19 protein-coding genes are annotated in these 19,293 nt (G+C 63.9%); 11 read left to right on the top strand and 8 right to left on the bottom strand.

Translation table 11 applies throughout. The features are described from left to right. The first annotated feature begins 425 nt into the window (after positions 1-425). The 3 genes from GC162_03030 (at position 426) to GC162_03020 (ending at position 3,872) form a co-directional block, all read left to right on the top strand. Positions 426-1,439, top strand: coding sequence for a transporter substrate-binding domain-containing protein (locus GC162_03030; protein MBI1367609.1), 1,014 nt, complete (start codon positions 426-428; stop codon positions 1,437-1,439). A 191-nt stretch (positions 1,440-1,630) separates the two neighbouring features. Further along, positions 1,631-2,986, top strand: a complete 1,356-nt coding sequence (locus tag GC162_03025) for an ABC transporter permease subunit (GenBank protein MBI1367608.1) — start codon at positions 1,631-1,633, stop codon at positions 2,984-2,986. Then, positions 2,982-3,872: an ATP-binding cassette domain-containing protein gene (locus GC162_03020; GenBank protein ID MBI1367607.1), complete on the top strand. Its 891-nt coding sequence runs from the start codon at positions 2,982-2,984 to the stop codon at positions 3,870-3,872. The genes GC162_03025 and GC162_03020 overlap by 5 nt, the downstream gene beginning before the upstream one ends. A gap of 11 nt (positions 3,873-3,883) precedes the next feature. Here GC162_03020 and atzF read toward each other — a convergent pair whose 3' ends face one another. The 5 genes from atzF to nikR are packed head-to-tail and all read right to left on the bottom strand — an operon-like array spanning position 3,884 to position 11,238. Then, complete coding sequence (gene atzF, locus GC162_03015; GenBank protein MBI1367606.1) at positions 3,884-5,635, bottom strand: allophanate hydrolase; 1,752 nt, start codon at positions 5,633-5,635, stop codon at positions 3,884-3,886. Between the two features lie 17 nt (positions 5,636-5,652). Beyond that, a complete protein-coding gene (uca, locus tag GC162_03010) occupies positions 5,653-9,264 on the bottom strand; it encodes an urea carboxylase (protein ID MBI1367605.1) in 3,612 nt (1,203 codons plus the stop codon). Positions 9,265-9,282: 18 nt separating this feature from the next. After that, positions 9,283-9,945, bottom strand: a complete 663-nt coding sequence (locus tag GC162_03005; GenBank protein MBI1367604.1) for a DUF1989 domain-containing protein — start codon at positions 9,943-9,945, stop codon at positions 9,283-9,285. 9 nt (positions 9,946-9,954) lie between these two features. Next, positions 9,955-10,782, bottom strand: a complete 828-nt coding sequence (locus GC162_03000; GenBank protein MBI1367603.1) for a DUF1989 domain-containing protein — start codon at positions 10,780-10,782, stop codon at positions 9,955-9,957. Positions 10,783-10,797: 15 nt separating this feature from the next. After that, positions 10,798-11,238 carry a nickel-responsive transcriptional regulator NikR gene (gene nikR / locus GC162_02995; GenBank protein ID MBI1367602.1) on the bottom strand — a complete coding sequence of 147 codons (441 nt, stop codon included), beginning with the start codon at positions 11,236-11,238 and terminating at the stop codon, positions 10,798-10,800. Between the two features lie 96 nt (positions 11,239-11,334). Between nikR and GC162_02990 the strand changes: the two genes are divergently transcribed. Further along, a complete protein-coding gene (locus tag GC162_02990; protein MBI1367601.1) occupies positions 11,335-12,093 on the top strand; it encodes a biotin--[acetyl-CoA-carboxylase] ligase in 759 nt (252 codons plus the stop codon). Positions 12,094-12,126: 33 nt separating this feature from the next. Here GC162_02990 and GC162_02985 read toward each other — a convergent pair whose 3' ends face one another. Both GC162_02985 and GC162_02980 read right to left on the bottom strand, forming a co-directional pair. After that, positions 12,127-12,450, bottom strand: a complete 324-nt coding sequence (locus GC162_02985; GenBank protein MBI1367600.1) for an ATP-dependent Clp protease adaptor ClpS — start codon at positions 12,448-12,450, stop codon at positions 12,127-12,129. A gap of 21 nt (positions 12,451-12,471) precedes the next feature. Beyond that, positions 12,472-12,885, bottom strand: coding sequence for a hypothetical protein (locus GC162_02980; protein ID MBI1367599.1), 414 nt, complete (start codon positions 12,883-12,885; stop codon positions 12,472-12,474). A 128-nt stretch (positions 12,886-13,013) separates the two neighbouring features. Between GC162_02980 and GC162_02975 the strand changes: the two genes are divergently transcribed. Both GC162_02975 and GC162_02970 read left to right on the top strand, forming a co-directional pair. Next, the gene (locus tag GC162_02975; protein MBI1367598.1) at positions 13,014-13,268 is read left to right on the top strand and encodes a hypothetical protein; all 255 of its coding nucleotides are present in this window, start codon (positions 13,014-13,016) and stop codon (positions 13,266-13,268) included. A 298-nt stretch (positions 13,269-13,566) separates the two neighbouring features. Further along, on the top strand, positions 13,567-14,190 hold the full coding sequence (locus GC162_02970; GenBank protein ID MBI1367597.1) for a hypothetical protein: 624 nt from the start codon (positions 13,567-13,569) through the stop codon (positions 14,188-14,190). A 15-nt stretch (positions 14,191-14,205) separates the two neighbouring features. Here GC162_02970 and ribB read toward each other — a convergent pair whose 3' ends face one another. After that, positions 14,206-15,333: a 3,4-dihydroxy-2-butanone-4-phosphate synthase gene (ribB, locus tag GC162_02965; GenBank protein ID MBI1367596.1), complete on the bottom strand. Its 1,128-nt coding sequence runs from the start codon at positions 15,331-15,333 to the stop codon at positions 14,206-14,208. Between the two features lie 285 nt (positions 15,334-15,618). Here ribB and GC162_02960 point away from each other — a divergent pair, with 285 nt between their 5' ends. The 5 genes from GC162_02960 to GC162_02940 all read left to right on the top strand — a co-directional run bounded on the left by GC162_02960 (position 15,619) and on the right by GC162_02940 (position 19,289). Next, a complete protein-coding gene (locus tag GC162_02960) occupies positions 15,619-15,828 on the top strand; it encodes a hypothetical protein (GenBank protein ID MBI1367595.1) in 210 nt (69 codons plus the stop codon). Further along, on the top strand, positions 15,825-16,598 hold the full coding sequence (locus tag GC162_02955; protein ID MBI1367594.1) for a flagellar hook-basal body complex protein: 774 nt from the start codon (positions 15,825-15,827) through the stop codon (positions 16,596-16,598). The genes GC162_02960 and GC162_02955 overlap by 4 nt, the downstream gene beginning before the upstream one ends. 64 nt (positions 16,599-16,662) lie before the next feature. Further along, a complete protein-coding gene (flgG, locus tag GC162_02950) occupies positions 16,663-17,472 on the top strand; it encodes a flagellar basal-body rod protein FlgG (GenBank protein ID MBI1367593.1) in 810 nt (269 codons plus the stop codon). A gap of 3 nt (positions 17,473-17,475) precedes the next feature. Next, the gene (gene flgA / locus GC162_02945; protein ID MBI1367592.1) at positions 17,476-18,552 is read left to right on the top strand and encodes a flagellar basal body P-ring formation protein FlgA; all 1,077 of its coding nucleotides are present in this window, start codon (positions 17,476-17,478) and stop codon (positions 18,550-18,552) included. A 2-nt stretch (positions 18,553-18,554) separates the two neighbouring features. Then, on the top strand, positions 18,555-19,289 hold the full coding sequence (locus GC162_02940) for a hypothetical protein (GenBank protein ID MBI1367591.1): 735 nt from the start codon (positions 18,555-18,557) through the stop codon (positions 19,287-19,289). The last annotated feature ends 4 nt before the right edge of the window (positions 19,290-19,293 follow it).

Genomic DNA, 19,293 nt, shown 5'->3' with positions numbered 1-19,293 from the left:
GCTGAGGGATGGCCATCCCTCAGCTTTCTTTTTGCGCGCTTACCCCGTTTGCCGAACCCGCACGATCGGAAGCCGCCGCGGAAGGATCGGCGATGGGGGTGCACAAAAATTGGTCGGACCGCTGAACGTGGGGTAGTTTGAAATCGGCGATCACCCAGGGGGCCGATCGCTTTTTGGTCTTGCCAAACTCTCGGAGGAGTTTTGGAGTGAAGCGCGGCGGTTTCTTCCCCCCGGAAGCCGCCGTGTTTTTTATTGGCGCAGCCGCCCACTTTTTACACACTTTTCCAGCCGGTCCAATTTTCCTGCTCATGTTTCGCGCAGCCGATCCGCGATTTGATCAAAATTCGCGTTTGGTCCGCCATTTGTTTCTTGCTGTTCGTGCGCTGTGTGGTTGTTCACTCATTCTCTGGAGATGGCACATGTCGATGTTCAAGTCGCTGGTGGTCGCCGCGCTCGCTGGTTTGGTGACGCTCGTTTCGATGCCCCGCCCGGTGCAGGCGGCGGACAAGGAGCCGTTGACGATCGCCTACTCCGACTGGCCCGGCTGGGTGGCGTGGGAGATCGCCATTCAAAAGCACTGGTTCGAGGAAGCGGGCGTCGACGTCAAGTTCCTCTGGTTCGATTATGTGCCGTCGATGGACGCCTACGCGGCCGGCAAGGTCGACGCGGTGTGCATGACCAACGGCGACGCCCTCGTCACCGGCGCGACCGGCAAGGCCTCCGTCGGCATCATCATCAACGACTTCTCCAATGGCAACGACATGATCGTCGCCCGCCCCGGCATCAACACCGTCAAGGACCTCAAGGGCAAAAAGGTCGGCATCGAAGCGGGCTTCGTCGAACATCTGCTCCTGCTCACCGCACTCAAACAGAACGGCATGACCGGCGATGACATCACGATCGTCAACACGCCGACCAACGAAACGCCGCAGGTCCTCAAGAGCGGGGCCGTCGAAGCCATCGGCGCGTGGCAGCCCAACTCGGGGCAGGCGCTGAAAATCGTCGGCGGATCCAGGCCGATCTTCACCAGCGCCGACGCCCCCGGCATCATCTATGACCTGCTCTACGTCTCGCAGGAAAGTCTCGACAAGCGGCGGGACGACTGGATGAAAGTCGTCAAGGTCTGGTACCGCATCGTGGCCTACCTCAAGGACGAAGCCAACCGCGACGAGGCCCTGAAGATTCTCGCCGCCCGCGTCGACATCAAGCCCGAAGAGTACGAGCCGTTCTTCAAGGGCACATACATCCTCTCGCTCGACGAAGCGATGATGAAATGGAAAAAGTCCACGAGCGCCGACGACCTGGGCTCCGTGTACGGATCGACGATCCTCGTCAACGCGTTCAACGTCGAGCAGAAAGTCTACGAAAAGCCGCTGGAAATCGAGAAGTATCTCGATCCGAGTCTGACGATGCAATACGCCAAGTCGCTGGGCAAATAGGGTCCGGCGCGTCGGCTGGCGTGCGATGAGCGACGAAACCCGAAGAGGCGCGGGCCCGCGGATGCGGGCTTGTCGCATGATGACATGATCCCCGCAGCACCGAGGCACTCTTGAGCGAAGGACGCACCCCACGACGCCGGCGCCGCCCGTGGCTGGCTGTGCGGCAGCCGATCGGCCCGCGCGCGGCGGCGATGCTCACGGCCATGTCGTTCATCGGTCCTCTCGCGCTCTGGTGTCTCGTCAGCTATGTCCCGTTCATCTGGCATCCCGATGTGCGACTCGACATCGCCGCGCTGCGCGACGATTCCACCACGATCTACACCGCCGGCGACCACCTGAGCCGCGCGTACTTCGCCGAGTTCGTCCAAGCCATCCGCGCGGAGAATCAGAAGATCGTCGACACGCGCAAAGCCGGCGGGACGGAGGAAGCGTCGTCATCCGGCCGTCGCGCGAATCTCAAGAAACTGCGGCAGCTCGCCTCGGTGGGACTCGCCAACGGCTGGCTCGACGAGAAGACCAAGGAAGACGACGCAGCGATCTATCAGCTATGGGAAGGACTGGCGACAGGCCGGCTCACTTCGACGAATGTCGCCATCACCAACGAGAACATGGGCGTCATCCGCGACAACTGGTCGCATCTTGGTGCGGCGGGTCCGGCGTATAGTTTTGCGAAGCTCCCGGCCGAGCCGTTGCTCAAGCTTGTTCCGCAGGGGCAAGTGTCGAACCCCGACTATCTCCCCCCGCCGCATCGCGTGATCCTCACGGGTTTCGCCGATTGGGTCAACGATCCGGGCAACGACAAGGCGACGATGGGTCAGCGGCTCGTGCAGAGCGTCTATATCGTCTTCGGCGGATTCCTCATCAGTTGCCTCATCGGCATCCCGCTGGGCATTCTCTGCGGGACATACTCGCTGATATCGCGGATATTTGAGCCGTTTATCGACTTCTTCCGCTACATGCCCGCCCCGGCGTTCAGCACGCTGCTGGTGGCGATCCTGCTCGCGCACAACGCCCCGAAAATCGCGCTGGTATTCATCGGCACGTTCTTCCACATGGTGCTCATGATCGCCAAGACGACGCGTATGCTCGATTACAGTCTGATCGAAGCGGCGCAGACGCTCGGGGCGGACAATCGCCGGCTCCTGACGCGCGTGGTGATCCCCGGAATTCTGCCGGACCTTTATAATGATTTGCGCATCCTGCTCGGATGGGCATGGACCTGGCTGGTCATCGCGGAGTTGATCGGCGTCAAGAGCGGGCTGACGGAGTTCATCGAGACGCAGGGCCGGTGGCGGAATTTCGATCGCGTCTTTCCGGTGATCATCATGATCGGGCTGCTCGGGTTCTTCACGGATCAATTGTTGATGGCGCTGCGGCGCATCTTGTTCCCATGGGAATACGCCATGGAGGGTCGGGCGAAGACGTGGTTCGGCCGCATCGTCGAAGCGATGCGCACGCCGCCGATTCCTCCGCCGCGCTTGAAGGCGAAGCTCGAGGCGCAGGCGCGGGCGATGCGAAAGGGGGCGGCCGATGTCGGATTTGATTGAGCTGCCGGACTATCGGCTGATGAGCCCGGCGGTGCGCGAGCGGTTCGATCGCCTCTATCAGCGGCCGATCGTGCTGGACGTGATGGATGTGGACAAGACGTTCATCAGTCCGCAGGGCCAAACGATCGCGGCGCTGCGCGGCATTCGCTTTTCCATTCATCGGCGCGAGATCATCTGCATGATCGGCCCGTCGGGCTGCGGCAAGAGCACGCTCAACCGCATCGTCGCCGGCCTGGACGAGCCGACCGACGGACAGATTTTGCTCGACGGCAGGGAAGTCACCGGACCGGGGCCTGATCGGGGCATGGTGTTTCAGAGCTACACGCTGTTTCCCTGGCTGAGCGTGCTCAAGAATGTCATGTTCGGCCTGCGTCTGCGCGGGCGCGACCGGGCGAGCGCCGAAGCGGAGGCGATGCAGTGGATCGACATGGTGGGGCTCTCCGAATTCGCGCATCATTATCCGCAGCAGCTTTCGGGCGGCATGAAGCAGCGTGTCGCCATCGCCCGGGCACTGGCGAATCGGCCGCGCATTCTGCTCATGGACGAACCCTTCGGCGCGCTTGATGCGCAGACGCGGTGTCAGATGCAGCAGTACCTTTTGCAGATCTGGCAGAATGTGGACATCACGATATTGTTTGTCACGCACGATCTCGACGAAGCGATTTATCTATCCGATCGCATCGTCGTGCTCGGGCGCAATCCGGGGCACGTGATGGAGATCATCGAGACGCCGATTGCGCATCCGCGCGGGCCGGAGTGTCTGCTGAGCTCGCCTTTTCTGGCGGTGAAGCGGCGGCTTGAGGAACTGATCCACCCCGCCGGCGCCGCGGCCGAGAAGCCGCTGCCGATTTCCCGCATGACGAAAGTCGGGGACGATGTCTTTTGAGGCGGTGGGACTTAAGTCCCACCGCCTTGTTTTACATATGCCCGCCATCCCCTGAAGTGCGTAATATCGATCGCCCCATCCAGCGCCCGCGGCTCGGCGACGAACCCATGCACCGCGCCGCCGTCATCGAGCGTCACCGTCCCGATCGCCAGCGGTCCGGGCACGTCATCGACGAAACTCCCGAACGCTTCGACACTCATCGTCCACACTTCGACTTCGATCGCCGCGCCGCTCTTGCCGACATGCACCAGGGCCGGTTTGGCCGGCTTGGAATTCGCCAGCGCGTACAACCGATACGCCGCCGCCGTGCGACATGATGCGATCAGCTTCGCCCCGCGCGACATGAGTTGCCAATTGAGCGGCATCCCCGAAAGATGCGCCCCGACCACGACAAGCTTCACCATCTCCCGCGGTCTCGCCAGCGGCCGAACCGCCGCCTCCGCCTCGCCCGCAAACCGCCGTGCCAGATCGAGCAGCGTCGCCTCGCTCCACGCCCGCCCGATAAACGTCACACCGAACGGCAACCCGTCCGCCCGCAAACCCGCCGGCGTTGCCACGCCGCACCAGTCCAACAGGTTCATGAAATTCGTGTAATGCCCGAGGTTCGTGTTGAGCTTGATCGGCTCCGCCTTGACCTCCTCAATCCGGTACATCGTCGGAGCAGTCGGCAGCATGAGCACATCTGCGACCTCCCAAACCTTCGCGCACTGCCCGCGCAGTTCTTCCAGCAGATACATCGCGCCAAATGCCTCATCCGCGCGAATCTCCTTCGCCTTCCCGATGATCGTGCGCACGGTTTCATCGATATCCGCTGCATCGGCATCGAAGAACTTGGCGATCGCCGCATACCGCTCCGCCACCCACGGCCCGCCGTACAGCAATCGCGCCGCAAGATGCAACGGCTCATAATCGAACTCGACCGCCTCGCCGCCGAGTTCGACGCACCGCGCAATCGCCTTCTCATACATCGCCGCCGCCGCGGAATCGCCGAAGAATTCCCGCTGATTCTCCCGCAAAATGCCGAAACGAAACGCGCCGGTCGCTCGCGTCAACATCGGCGTCCATCGCGCGTATGCGTCCGCCTCGTCATACGCGCCGACCACATCCAACACACGCTCCGCATCGCCCGCGTGCTTCGTGAAAATCGAAACGCAGTCGAGCGACCGGCAAGCCGGCACGACGCCGCGCATGCTGATCCGCCCGCGCGTGGGTTTGAGGCCGATGAGCCCATTGAACGCCGCCGGCACGCGCCCGCTCCCCGCCGTGTCCGTTCCGAGCGCGAACGTCACCAGTTCATCCGCCGTGACGACCGCCGATCCGCTGCTCGATCCGCCGCTGATGTAGTCGCGATGGTAAACGCTGTGACAAGCCCCATACGGCGAGCGCGTGCCGACAAGCCCCGTGGCGAACGCGTCCATGTTCGTCTTGCCCACGAAGATCGCCCCCGCCTCGAGCAACCGCTGCACGGCGAACGCTGTCGCGCTCGGCGTGTACGCATACGCCGGGCAACCCGCCGTCGTCGGCACGCCGGCGACGTCGATGTTGTCCTTGACCGCGAAGGGCACGCCGTACAGCGGCAGCGCCTTCCGCGCTTCGCCCGCGATCGCCGAAAGCTCCGCCGCCCGGCGGCGCAAAATGTCCTGCGAAACCCGATGAATCCATGCCTGCGGCTGATCGTGCCGCCCGATCCGCGCCAGCACTTCCTCGACGACTTCCCTCGGATCGATCGCCCGCGCGTCGTAGGCCGCCCGCAGTTTGGTCATCTCACCGATCGGCAGCATCATGCTTCCTCCATCATCACAAACAGCGCCTGACCCGCCCGCACGATTTGTCCCGCCTTGCACACCGCCGCATGCACCTTCCCATCGCCCGCCGCCACAATCGGCGTCTCCATCTTCATCGCTTCCAATATCGCCAGCGTGTCGCCTGCCTTCACGCGCGCGCCCGCTTCGACAAGCACCTTCCACACGCTCGCGCCCATCGGCGACTCAATCACTTCGCCGCCGACCGGCACGTCAATCTCGACTTCCGCCGGCGCGCTTCCGGCCGCCGCCGCTTCCGCCCGGCGAAACTCGCCGCGCCGTTCCCACTCCGCACGCTCCGCCTCGAACGCCGCCTGCTGCTTCCGCTTGAACGCCGCCGCGTCGTCCCGGATCGACTCCAAAAAGGCGTGATAGTCCCTCAGGCGGAACGTGATCTTCTCGACGTCGAGCTTGACGCGCCCATGCAGAAAATCCCCGCGAAACTGCATCAATTCGTCGTGCGATACTTCGTAAAACCGAAGCTGATCGAAGAAGCGCAAAAGCCACGGCGAACCCGGCTCAAAGTCCGCCGTGCTGCGCCAGCGGTTCCATACCTGTGCCGTGCGCCCCACGAACTGATACCCGCCCGGGCCCTCCATGCCGTAAATGCACAGGTACGCGCCGCCGATGCCGACCGCGTTCTCCGGTGTCCAAGTCCGGGCCGGGTTGTACTTGGTCGTCACCAGCCGATGACGCGGATCCATCGGCGTCGCCACAGGCGCACCCAGATACACATCGCCCAACCCGAGCACAAGGTAGCTGGCGTCGAAGAATATCCGCTTCACGTCATCGACGCTCGCAAGTCCATTGATGCGCCGGATGAATTCGATATTGCTCGGGCACCACGGCGCATCGTCGCGCACCGACTGCATGTACTTCTGAATCGCGCGCTGCGTGTCGCTGTCGTTCCATGACAGCGGCATCCGCACGATGCGCGCTTCGACCTCCATGTCGTCCACCGCCGGAAGATCGTCCTCGATCCGCGTCAGTGCGTGAACCAGTTCGTCAAACGGCAGCACGCGCGCATCATAATGAATCTGCAGCGAACGAATACCCGGCGTCAGATCAATGACCCCCGGAAGTTGTTCCTTTTGCAGCCGCGTCATCAGGGCGTGGACGCGGAAGCGCAGGTCCAGGTCAAGCACCAGCGGGCCGTATTCGATGAGCATCGACCGATCGCCCGAACGGCGGTACACGACGCGGGACCGATCGCCCGCGGCGGGTCGATCGAGCCAGACGTAGCGCGGCCCGGACACGAGCGGCGCCAGCGAGAAACTCTCCGCCGGCGGCGCGGTCAGCGTGTCGATCATGGCGTCCTGTTTCATTTCCATCGCGCTCGCATCATCGGGGCAGATGCGGACGAAACGGACCGTGTCGCCGGTGGCGAGCTGGCCAATTTTCCAAAGCTCCGCCTGTACGATCGTCGCCGGGCAGACAAAGCCGCCCAGACTCGGCCCGTCGGGCCCGAGAATGATCGGCATGTCGCCGGTGAAGTCGATGGTGCCGATGGCGTAGGCGTTGTCGTGGATGTTCGACGGATGCAGCCCCGCCTCGCCGCCGTCGGAGCGCGCCCATGTCGGCTTGGGCCCGACAAGCCGCACGCCCGTCCGCGCCGAGTTGTAGTGCACCTCCCAGTCCGTCGCGAAAAGCATCTCGATGTCGCGGTCGGTGAAAAAGTCCGGCGACCCGTGCGGCCCGTCCATCACGCCGATCTTCCATGTCCTGGTGAGCATCGGCGCGATGTCATCGCCGACCGCGCGCGGCTCCGACACCGTCGGCTCGTGCGCCAGATGCAGCACATCACCGGTGCGCAGCGTGCGACCGGCGTGCCCGCCGAACTGGCCGAGCGTGAAGGTCGATCGACTGTTGAGGTAGGCGGGCACGTCGAGTCCGCCGGCGATGAGCAGATAGCTGCGCGCGCCCGGGCCGGTGATGCGCCCGAGCTTGAGCGTCGCGCCGGCGGGGATGTCGATCGGCGTGTAGCGATCAACGGGGGCGCCGTCGAGTTTGGCGTTCATGTCCGCGCCGGTGAGGCAGATGACGGCGCGCGTGTTGAAGCGCAGCGTCGGGCCGGCGACGGTCAGCTCCAGGCCGGGCGCGCCTTCGGGATTGCCGACGATCCGATTGCCGAGCCGGAACGACAGATGATCCATCGGCCCGCTCGGCGGTACGCCCACGTCCCAGTACCCGATCCGCCCGGGATAATCCTGAATCGTCGTGAAATTGCCCGGAGATAGCACGTCGATCGTGGCGGGCGTGTACACGTACTTCGAGAGATAACGCGTCGTCATTTCGCCGCGCGCGAATGTGTCCGAGCGCACGACCGCACGCAGGTAATCGACATTCGTCTCGATGCCCGAGAGACGCGTTTCGTCGAGGGCCTTGGCGAGTTTCGTCACCGCTTCATCACGCGTCGTTGCGGTGACGATCAGCTTGGCGAGCATCGGATCGTAGAACGGCGAGACCTCCAGGCCGGGTTCGACCCATGTGTCGATCCGGCAATCGGCGGGGAAATGCACCTGCGTCAGCGGGCCTGCTGAAGGACGGAAGTCTTTGGCCGGGTCTTCCGCATAGAGTCGCGCCTGAATCGAGTGCCCGCGCGGGGGCGGCAGGGGGTGATCCATGAACCGGTCATCCCCGGCGGCGAGGCGCACCATCCATTCGACGAGGTCGATGCCGAGCACCTGCTCGGTCACGCCATGCTCGACCTGCAAGCGTGTGTTGACCTCAAGGAAATAGAACGCATTGCGGGCGACATCGTAGATGAACTCCACCGTGCCGGCGGAGCGGTAGTTGATGGCGGAGCCGAGGCGCGTCGCGGCGTCGAAGAGCCGGGCGCGGTCGGCGGCCAAGAGTCCGGGGGCGGGCGTCTCTTCGATGACTTTCTGATTGCGCCGCTGCGTCGAGCAGTCGCGCTCGCCCAGCGCCAGGACGCGCCCGTCGCCGTCGCCGAAGATCTGCACCTCGATGTGGCGCGCATCGGCGACGTACCGCTCCAGATACACGCCGGCCGAACGGAAGTTGGCTTCACCGAGGTGCCGCACCACGTCGAACGCGGCGGAAAGCTCGGTGGGATTGTGACAAATGCGCATGCCGATGCCCCCGCCGCCGGCGGTGGCTTTGAGAATGACGGGGTATTGGATGTGCTGGGCCGCCTGGAGCGCCGCGGCTTGGGTGTCGAGGAGTTCGGTGCCCGGCAGGAGCGGGACGCCGGCACGTTTGGCGATGGCGCGGGCGGTATGTTTGAGACCGAAATCGCGCATCTGATCGGCAGTCGGGCCGATGAATATGATGCCCGCTTCGTCGCACAACTGCGCGAAGCCAGCGTTTTCCGAGAGGAAGCCGTAACCGGGATGAATCGCTTGCGCGCCGTGACGTTTGGCGGCTTCAAGGATGCGATCGGCACGCAGGTATGACTGGTCCACCGGCGCGGGGCCGAGGCATTCAGCGAAGTCGGCCATCGCCACATGCGGCGCATCGCGGTCGGCTTCGGAGTACACGGCCACGCTGCGCACGCCGAGCTTGCCAAGCGTACGCATCACACGAGCGGCGATCTCGCCGCGGTTGGCGACCAGAACGGTATGGAACATAGCACTACTCAGAGTCAGCTAGGCGGACGGATCCGAGACAATCATGCGCACGCGCGTGGGGTTGAATCCGTTGCAGGGGTTGTTGATCTGCGGGCAGTTGGACACGACGGCCAGACAATCGATCTCTGCGCGGAGATCAACGAACTTGCCGGGGGCGCTGAGGCCGTCGACGATGCCCAGCGACCCGTCGGGTTCGACGGGGACGTTCATGAACCAGTTGATGTTCGAGACCATGTCGCGCTTGCCCATGTCGTAGGGCAGCAGGGCGTTTAAGAAGTTGTCGACACAGGCGTGCTGACAGCGCGTGTGATGCCCGTAGCGGAGACTGTTGGACTCGACGCTGCACGCCCCGCCGGATGTGTCGTGTCGCCCGCAGTTGTCGGCGATGATGGTCATCATCGGGTCGCCTTCGTTGCTCATGAGCTTCGTGCCGACGGAGAGGAAGATATTGCCCTGCTCGACGATCGTTTCGCACGAGCTGTAGCGCACGCGCGGCTCGTGCAGGTCGTACACAAGGAAGTCGACGGCCTGATTGCCTTCGAGGTCGACGATGCGCAGCGTCTGTCCGCGCAGGACCGGATGCGACCACGGCGCGCGGGGGGGCACGACATGGTCGTACACGATCGGGCCGGGCAGATTTTCGAGATGGGGATCAGCGGTTTGGGTAATGGCGAACTCCATGCCGAGCGATCAGCGGTTGTAGTAGTCTTCGACGTTCTGAAAGGCGCGGACGGATTCGGGGGAGGCGCATCGGATCGGGTCATCGAGCGGCGTGACCGGGCCGCGCCATGCGGTGACTTGCAGCGGCGTCACGGTGTATTGCTTGCGGGGATCGAGGACGTGGGGCGTATTGGCGAGGACGAGCAGCACGCGCATCTCGGCGCGAAGCGTGACGAAATCGCCCTGTTTTGAGGCGTTTTTGACGAATGTCAGGGAGCCGTCGGGTTCGATGCGGACGCCTTTGAAGAAGTTGACGTTGGGGCCCAGATCGCGGCGGGTCAGGCCGTGCTTGGCGAGGCCGAGCAGGAGTCGATCGCGGGCGGAGGGGGCCTTACCGCTGTTGGAGCCGTCGCCGTATTTTTTGGCGTTGCGTTTTTCGGTGGAGCAGCCGCAGAAGGTGTCATGGCAGGCGGCGGTGTCTTCGGTGATGCTCATGAGCGCGCGGCCCATGTCGGACAGCAGCAGCTTGCCCGCACCGAGGTAGGCGTTCCACTGCACCTTGACTGTGTCGGCGATGTTGAGTCGCTCGAAGGGTTCGTCGGCGTTGTAGACGACGCACTGGGCGCACGCATCGCCTTCGAGATTGGTGAGCCGCACGCGCGTGCCGCGCTCAAGGAGGCGCGCGGCGTACCCGCCGGGCGCAATGGCTTCATGCCAGACGACGTCGGCGGGCTCGACGCCGGGCGGAAGATCGGCGGCGCGCGAAGCGGGGATGGTCGGCATGCAGGGGACGACGGTGCCGGCCATCGCGCGGGCGTGGTCACGGGCGGCGGTCGGTGTGGAGGTATCGTGCGTCATGGGGAGCACCTTGCTTCAGTGCAGCGGCGGGAGGCGATGCGCGGTGACGGCGAGTCGGACCTGCTTGACGCCTTTGATGGCGCTGATCTGGTCGGAGAGGGACTTGAGTTTTTTGGCGGGGCCCTGCACGAGGAGGACTTCGAGACTGTGATCGTGCTCGAGGAAGACGTGCTGGGAGGAGATGGTTTCCTTGAGGTAGCGGCGCTGGACCTGGGCGAGTTCATTGCGGATCAGGCCGCGGTTGGAGCGGTAGACGATGGTGATGGTGCCGGCGACGACTTCGGAGCCGAGGGGGTGTTCATGTTCGACGAGCTGATGCTCGATCATTTCGGCGAGGGCGCCGGAGCGACTGGGGAGATTGCGACGGGCGACCATGGCGTCAAGCCGGTCGAGAAGATCGGCGGGCAGCGAGACGGAGAAGCGCGTCAGGTTCGGTGTGGACGGGGCTTGGATCATGTGTTACATTTTTAGTGAAACGTAACACTGTGTCAAGTGCGGCATGGGGAGTTCGGAGTGGGGAGTGGAAGGCGGGGAACGCGGAGCGGTGCTTTGATGGATGTGGGGTATATGCAGGGATTGCTTTCGGCGCGGCGGTTGGGACGGCGGGTGGTGTGGCATGGGGTAACGGATTCGACGAACACGCGGGGGCGAGCGGCGGTGGAAGCGGGGGCGTGTGCGGACGGTTGGGTGTTTGCGGCGGGGGCGCAGACGGGGGGGCGGGGGACGGGTGGGCGGACGTGGGTTTCGGGGGAGGCGGCGGGGTTGTGGTGTTCGCTGGTGCTGGTGGAGCCGGTGGTTTGGGAGGTTTTGCCGCTTTTGGCGGGGATTGCGCTGGCGGGAGCGCTGCGCGATCAGTGGGGCGTGAGGTCCCATTTGAAATGGCCCAATGATGTGATGATCGACGAGCGGAAGCTGGCGGGGATTCTGGTCGAAGCGGCACGGGCGCCGGGCGGGGAGCGGGCGGCGATCGTCGGGCTCGGGGTCAACTTGCGGCAGACGCAGTTCGAGGGCGCGATTGCGGACACGGCCGTGTCGCTGCGGCAGGTGATCGGCAGGGATGTGCCGACGGAAGCGATGCTCGCGGCGTGGCTCAATCAGATGGAGATGCTGCTCGACGGCGGGGCGGACGTGCGGTCGATGTGGCTGTCGATGACGCAGATGATCGGGCGGACGGTCAAGGTGCGCCATCGCGACGGCGAGGCGACGGTGCGCATCATCAATCTGAATGAGCGGGGGGAGCTGATCGTCAGTGATGAATCGGGCGCGGAACGGGCGCTGATCGCGGCGGGGGAGTTGGGGAACAAGTGCTAAGCCGCAAGCGGCGGCAAAGCGGCGAGCGGCGGGTCATTCGCCGTCGGGTTCGATCGTGACGGTGAGGGACTTGGAGGCGAACTGCTGCTGATAGAGTTCGGCGCGCTCCTTGTGGGTCACGAGCAGCAGGGCGACACCGGTGCGGTCGGCCTCGCGCATCTTGCCGCGGGCGTCGTTCCATCCGATCGGCGTGAGCTTGCAGATCGTCTCGGTGACGTACTCCATCGTGTTCACGTCATCGTTATGGAGCAGCACCTTGTACGGCGGAAGCTGCTTGGGCTTGGGCGGGGCGGCCTGCGGGCGGCGCTCCACCGTCGCGGCGGCGCCGGCTTGATCGGACTTGGCGGTATCGGTCATGGCATCTTTCCTGTCGTCACATCAGGGCGCGGTCGCGGCGGCGGTCGGCGTCGTCGGAGCGCCCGTCTTATCACGGATCATGACTTTGAGCAGCACGGGGTTGCCGTTGAGCTTCTGATGGTTGTCGACGTTGTCCGCAAGCGTCCCCAGCGACATGACCTTCCAGCGCACTTCGTGGGCCGGCGTGGCGGGCGACTGCGCCGCGACCCAGTCCTGATTGTGCTCCAGATCCACGACCGCCTGCTGGTTCACCGGGATGTCCAGCGTCCAGACCGTCTGGCCCGTCACGGTGTCGACCAGCGACAGCGACAGGGGCATATTCGGCGTGGACACGAAATTGTGCCGGTCCCAGCTCGTGCCGTACGGGAAGTTCGTGGAACAGCCGGCGGACAGGGCGAGCAGGACGGCGAACATGGCAATCATCAGACGCTTCATACGAATCCTCGCTTAGAGTACCCTATGATTATACACAAACCCGTTTCCACCGCAGCGCGGAGGATCTCATGGCCGAAAACGACAAGTCCAAAGATGTATCGGCAGATCGGCGGCGATTTTTTCGACAAATGTTCATCAAGGCCGTCGAAGGCGCTGAAAAAGTCGGTCGCCAGTTCGCCGAGCGGGCCCAGATTCAGCACCATTTCGACCCCCCGCCCCGACCCCGACCGGCCTATAACCCGACACTCTACCATTCCCCCGACATGACCTACGGGCCCCCCTGGCCCCCGACCTTCGGCCCTGATATGCCCGCCGCCATCCGTAAAAAACTGCGCGAACGGGCTCATTTGCCGGGCACGGTCAGCCGCGACGGGGCGGATTGAACAATTCGAGAATGTGCAACCCATCAATGTCCGGACGTCGGGCCGTAAGGCCTGTCGGTTAGCCATCAAATCGACACCGTTCTCACGATCACAAAGTCCCGAAGCGGCTCGTTGCCCGCTGATCCGAATTAGTTAACAAGGTTTCGTCGTAAACGACTGTGATTCCAAGAAATAAGTGTTGCGTGGACCGCTCGGTCGCTTTACTATTCTGACCGTCCGATCCGCGTTGTGTCTTTTCAATCGTGCTACCGGTTTCGTGCCATCTTTTTTTCTCAACACACATGAAGGGCGGTCGCTGATGGGTTCAATCGGTTTATTCGTTTTTCTATTGCTGGTGCTGATTGCCGAGCTCGCGTACTTCATCACGCAGCGTAAGAAGCTGCCGGCCCAGAGCAGCTACACGAAAACCAACGACGGCCAGTGGACGCGCTTCGAGGTCACGCCCGGCCGGGGCTCGATTAACGGGGCCGCGATTTTCCCCATCGTCGGCGGCGGACTCGTTCTCATGGTTTTCCCGTGGGTCTGGGTGCAGTTCGTCGGGTTCCTGGTGGCGGCGCTGGGGCTTTGGATGACGCTCCGGGACGCCCGCCCCGCGATGCATCGCCACGCCATGCAGTTCCGTGTCTCGCCCGACGCCATCGAGTCCAACGGCCGAACCTTCAAGAGTGATGACCTGCATCGCCTGATCATCAAGAACGCCATCGACACCGATTACGAAATCGCCATCACCTCCAACTCGAAGGCGAACATCCAGGCGGTCGACCGGATGAACGACCGCATCCGTGCCTCGAAGATGGCTTTCTCAGTCAATGCAGAAGAAGGCGGCAAGAGCTACGAATTGGCCGGCGGCCTCAACGACACGACCGCCAACGGCCTGATGACTGACGTGGCGCGCCTCATGAATCTGACCGAGTCCGCGTAAGGCCTCGCCGGCATGTCACCCGATTTTGACGAACTCGTCGATGCTCAGGCCGAAGCCCTCTAAGCCGTGGTAGTGGTGCGGATTGTTGGCCAGCAGCTTGAGTTTGCGGATGCCCAGGTCGCGGAGGATTTGGGAGCCGATGCCGATGTTCGTGGCGGTTTCGGCGGACATTTCACGCTGGACGGCCGGGGCCTGAGATTCGTCGAGCGACTGGAGCCGGCGGAGCAGGCCCGAGCCCATGGCGTCCTGACGCATGTAGACGACGGCCCCTTCGCCGGCGGTCTGAACGAGACGCATCGCCTCGCGGAGCGAGCCGCCGGTCGGCGTCAGCTTCGTGCCGAATACGTCCGTCAGAATGTTCTGTGCATGGACCCGCACGAGCACCGGGTCGGTGATCTCCTGCTGCCCGACGCGCCCGGTGACCAGCGCGACATGCGGCAGGGCATCGACCATGCTTCGATACGCAATCAATCGGAACGGACCGCATTCCGTGTCGATGGGTACCTCGGCGATGCGTTCGACGAGCTTTTCGCGTCCGAGTCGGTACGCGACGATGTCGGCGACGGTGCACATCTTCAGATGATGGCGCTCACAGAGGACTTTGAGCTCGGGCAGTCGGGCCATGGACCCGTCGTCGTTCATGATTTCGATGATCGCCCCCGCGGGCGGCAGGCCGGCGAGGCGGCACAGATCGACGGAGCCCTCGGTCTGCCCGGTGCGGACGAGGACGCCGCCTTCGCGGGCGCGCAACGGATTGATGTGCCCGGGGCGGGAGAGATCGGCGGGGTGCGTAGCGGGATCGGCGAGGAGGCGGATCGTCGTGGCGCGGTCGGCGGCACTGACGCCGGTGGTCACGCCGAAGCGCGGGGCGGCGTCGACGGTGACGGTGAACGCGGTTCCAAGCTGGGCGGTGTTGACGGGGCTTTGGGGCGTGAGGTCCAGTCGATCGCAGGCCGCGGCTTCGAGGGCGACGCACAGGACGCCGCGGGCGTACTTGGTCATGAAGTTGACGGTTTCGGCGGTGATGCGATCGGCGGCGGCGACGAGGTCGCCTTCGTTTTCGCGCTGCTCGTCATCGACCAGCACGATCATCCGGCCGGCACGCAGCTCATCGAGAATTTCACCGATCGGGGCGAAGCTCACAGGTCACTCCTGAATCGCAGGCGTTCATTGTAGCAGGGTCGCCGGACGCGCAGCTTCTGCCGATCGGCGGCGAAAGTTGCGCGGCGTCGGCAGGTGTTGCGCGAAGGCGGCGGAACGGGCCGGAGTGTGTGAGTTATTCAAAAATGCCTTGTTTTGCAGATGTTTTTGCGTGTCATGCGGTTTGGCACGCCGGGCGCTCTCCGTTTCGGCACGGCTCTTGCCATGTGCGTTTCGCCACGGTGCGGCAGCGTATGCCCGCCGGGCCGAGCGTGCATGGAGGCACCCGTGAACGGACGCAACTGGAAAAAGATCATGCGGGACAGCGGTGGGCGGAGCCTCGGCTCGCTGCTCGTCGAGATGGCGCAGGACGCCGCCGACGAGCACATGCGCCAGCTCACCCGGTCCCTGAACAGCATGCACGGCGCGGTCGGTGGAACCGACCGCCGGCATGCGGTGAGCGATGACACGCTTCTCGACGGGGAGGTGACATCGTGAACTACGGGCTCTATCTCTCCGCCGCCGGGATGCTCACCAACATGCACCGCCAGGATGTGGCCGCCAACAACCTGGCGAACGTGCAGACGATGGGCTTTAAGCGCGACCTGACCACGTTCATGCAGCGCCTGCCCGCGTCCAAGGAAAACCCCGGCGCCGATGAAGCCAACGCATTGCTCGACCGCCTCGGCGGCGGGCTCTTCGTCGCGCCCACCAAGCTCGACACCACCGAAGGCCCGCTCATCCGCACCGGAAACGACCTCGATCTGGCCATCGGCGGCACGGGCTTTTTCACCGTGCAGGTCAAGGACGCCTCCGGCGTGCACACCCGCCTCTCGCGCGACGGGCGACTGACCTTCGGCGCCGACGGGCGACTCGTCACCACCGCCGGCGGACACGATGTGCTCGACACGACCGGCCAGCCCATCACGCTCGATCCCGCCAAGCGCGTCAACATCGAGCCCAACGGCGATATCCGTCAGGGCAAGACCGTCGTGGGCCGGATTCGACTCGTCGATGTGGCCGATCCCGCTTCGCTCAAACACCTCGGCGGCGACCTTCTGGAAGTCTCCGATTCAGCGCTCAAGAACGCGACGCCTTCCGACGCCCGCATCATGCAGGGCCAGCTCGAAGGATCGAACGTCGATCCCGTGACGCAGATGCTCGAGATGATCTCGGCGTCCAGCGCGGTGACGACCAACGCGAACCTGATCCATTACCACGACATGGTCATGGACAAAGCGGTCAATGTGCTCGGGCGGGTGGCCTGACGTTGACTGATCGTCGCGGCGGGCATGGAGGCCCGCCGCCAAAGAACTGAAGGATTCGTAACGCATGGCGATTCTGGCACTACATTCCGCAGCGACCGGCCTCAGCGCCCTGTCCACGCAGATTGACGTGATCTCCAACAACCTGGCGAACGTCAACACCGCCGCGTTCAAATCGCAGCGCGTCAACTTCGAAGACCTGCTCTATCAGGACAAGGCCCAGCCCGGCACCGAAAACGCCAATGGCGACAAACGCCCCGCCGGTATCCACATCGGTCTGGGCGTCCGCATTTCCAACACCGACACCAGCTTCGAGCAGGGCTCGGCCATCAAGACCGGCAACGAAACCGACCTGATGATCGACGGCGGGGGCTTCTTCGCCGTGGACATCCTTCAGAACGAAGGCGACGGCATCGGCTACACCCGGGCGGGCAACTTCTTCGTCAACTCCGATGGCGAACTGGTGCTGGGCAATTCCGATGGTCCGCGCATCGAGCCGCCGGTGACGATCCCCGTCGAAGCGACGAAAGTCGACATCAGCTCCGACGGTCAGGTCTTCGCCACGATTCCCGGCACAACCGAGCCGCAGAACGTGGGGCAGATTCAGCTCAGCGTTTTCATCAATCCCAAAGGTCTGCGTCCGATCGGCGGGAACATCTATGTTCGCACCGACGCCGCCGGCGCCTCCGGTCAGGCGAACCCCGGCCAGGACGGCGCGGGCAAAGTCGTGCAGGGCTTCCTCGAAGGTTCCAACGTCGATCCCGTCAAGGAACTCGTCGAGCTGATCAAATCGCAGCGGGCGTTTGAGATGAACAGTCAGACGATCCAGGCCGCCGACCAGGCCCTGCAGGTCGTCTCCAACCTGAGGCGGGCGTAAACCATGGCGCAGCGCATCGTCGCCATTCTGATCATCACCCTCGCGGTCGCCGCCGGCGCCGCGGCGGATGTGATCAGCGTGCGCCCGCTTGTCGAGATCAAGCCCGACGCGGCTCAGATCACCCTCGCCGACGTCGCCCAACTCGATGGCGACATCGCAAAATCATTCGCCGAACTTCCCGTTGGCTCCATCGCCGCTTCGCAGAAGACGATCACGCTCAAACTCGCCGACATTCGCCGGGCCCTTCAGGAAAAAGACGTCAACTGGGGCAAGGTGATGCTGCGGGGCCCGATGGCGACCCGCGTCGAACGATCGATTGTCGCCACGGTTCCGGCGGACGAGGCGCCGCCGCCGACGGCGAACGCGCTCCCGCCGGTCGTCAAAATCGAAAACGCCCCCGACGCCGCCGCCCTCCCCGCGGGGCCTTCGCTTCGCGCGTACCTGACGCAGTGGATCACCGACCAGGTCGGCTCCGACCCGGCGAAAATCCAGATCAGCTTCGACGATGCACAGGATGCGGTGCTCAATCAGTCGCTCGCCAAGTACCGCTTCGAGATCGAGCCCATCGGCCGCAACGTCGTCGGCCGCCTCACGCTCAGTCTCCGCCGCTACGAACGCGAACAGGTGGTCGGCAACGATCGGGTGCGCGCGATGGTCAAAGTGCAGCGCCCGGTCGTCATCGCAAAACGCACCCTCGCCCGCGGGCAGACCATCGTCGACGACGATGTGGAAACCAAAACGCTCTGGCTCGATTCGCTCGTCAAGGAACCGCTCGCCGATGCGGGCAAGATCATCGGGCTTCAGTCCGTCGGCGTCGTCAACATCGGCGAACCGCTCTACCCCGCCGACGTGCAGGAACCCGTGCTCGTGAAGCGCGGACAACTTGTCACCGTCCGCTGTCTGGCCGGGGCGCTGGTCGTCAAGACCGTCGGCCGGGCGATGGACGACGGGCAGATGAACCAGCTCATCACCGTCAAAATCGAACGCACGCGCGACGAATACCAGGCGCGCGTCAGCGGCAATCAGGAAGTCGTCACCGTCACCGGCAATCCCGATGACGTGGGCAAAAAGCAGGAGTGATCATGCACGATGAAGTCGGACATCTGATGCGCATCGGCGTGCTGCTCGTGAGCATGACCGCCGCGGCGATGGCGCAGTCGTCGAGTCTGTATGTCACGACCGAGGTGCATCCGCCGCAGCTTTCGATGCAGCGCGGACAGCAGGGCCTAATCCGCAATCCGCAGATGGAGGCCGCCTCATACACCGCCGTGCTCGTCCCCGAGCCCCGCCGCTTCAGCGTCCAGGACTTCGTCACGATCGTCATCCGCGAACAGTCCACCGCCACGCTCGAATCGACCCTCAACACTGAAAAGAAGCTCAAGAATCAGGCCAAGGTCAATGCCTTCCCGACCGTCCGACTCACCGACCTGCTCAAGGGCAAGATCAGCGCCGGCGACGGCGGCGGGCCCAACGGCGAATTCCCCGGCGTCGATCTCACCACCGACAACAAGTTCGAGGGCTCCGGCGACTACGAACGCAAGGACTCGCTCACCACCCGGCTCACCGCCCGCATCGTCGACATCAAGCCCAACGGCAATCTGACCCTCGAAGCCCGCACGTACATTCAGAACGACTCGGAGAAGCTGACCATCACCGTGACCGGTTACGCCCGGCCCGAAGACGTCACCGCCGACAACTCCGTGCTCAGCACGCAGATGTTCGACCTGCGCGTGAAAAAGACGCATGAGGGCGAACTCCGCAAGGCCAACAGTAAGGGCATCCTCACCAAGATTCTCGACGCGATCTTTAACTTCTGAGGCA

The sequence above is a fragment of the Planctomycetota bacterium genome, from assembly GCA_016125255.1.
Lineage (GTDB): Bacteria > Planctomycetota > Phycisphaerae > Phycisphaerales > Zrk34 > RI-421.
The sequence above is the reverse complement of the archived record's forward strand: the minus strand, read 5'-3'. Positions and strand labels throughout refer to the sequence as shown.

Bases quoted from the DNA above. Each gene is read 5' to 3' on its own strand.
- GC162_02975 (MBI1367598.1), top strand. From the start codon at position 13,014: ATGTTCATCAAGGCCGTCGAAGGCGCTGAAAAAGTCGGTCGCCAGTTC.
- uca (MBI1367605.1), bottom strand. From the start codon at position 9,264: ATGTTCCATACCGTTCTGGTCGCCAACCGCGGCGAGATCGCCGCTCGT.
- nikR (MBI1367602.1), bottom strand. From the start codon at position 11,238: ATGATCCAAGCCCCGTCCACACCGAACCTGACGCGCTTCTCCGTCTCG.
- GC162_03025 (MBI1367608.1), top strand. From the start codon at position 1,631: ATGCTCACGGCCATGTCGTTCATCGGTCCTCTCGCGCTCTGGTGTCTC.
- GC162_02940 (MBI1367591.1), top strand. From the start codon at position 18,555: ATGCACGATGAAGTCGGACATCTGATGCGCATCGGCGTGCTGCTCGTG.
- atzF (MBI1367606.1), bottom strand. From the start codon at position 5,635: ATGACCAAACTGCGGGCGGCCTACGACGCGCGGGCGATCGATCCGAGG.
- GC162_03000 (MBI1367603.1), bottom strand. From the start codon at position 10,782: ATGACGCACGATACCTCCACACCGACCGCCGCCCGTGACCACGCCCGC.
- GC162_02970 (MBI1367597.1), top strand. From the start codon at position 13,567: ATGGGTTCAATCGGTTTATTCGTTTTTCTATTGCTGGTGCTGATTGCC.
- GC162_03005 (MBI1367604.1), bottom strand. From the start codon at position 9,945: ATGGAGTTCGCCATTACCCAAACCGCTGATCCCCATCTCGAAAATCTG.
- GC162_03030 (MBI1367609.1), top strand. From the start codon at position 426: ATGTTCAAGTCGCTGGTGGTCGCCGCGCTCGCTGGTTTGGTGACGCTC.
- flgA (MBI1367592.1), top strand. From the start codon at position 17,476: ATGGCGCAGCGCATCGTCGCCATTCTGATCATCACCCTCGCGGTCGCC.
- GC162_02990 (MBI1367601.1), top strand. From the start codon at position 11,335: ATGGATGTGGGGTATATGCAGGGATTGCTTTCGGCGCGGCGGTTGGGA.
- flgG (MBI1367593.1), top strand. From the start codon at position 16,663: ATGGCGATTCTGGCACTACATTCCGCAGCGACCGGCCTCAGCGCCCTG.
- GC162_02985 (MBI1367600.1), bottom strand. From the start codon at position 12,450: ATGACCGATACCGCCAAGTCCGATCAAGCCGGCGCCGCCGCGACGGTG.
- GC162_02980 (MBI1367599.1), bottom strand. From the start codon at position 12,885: ATGAAGCGTCTGATGATTGCCATGTTCGCCGTCCTGCTCGCCCTGTCC.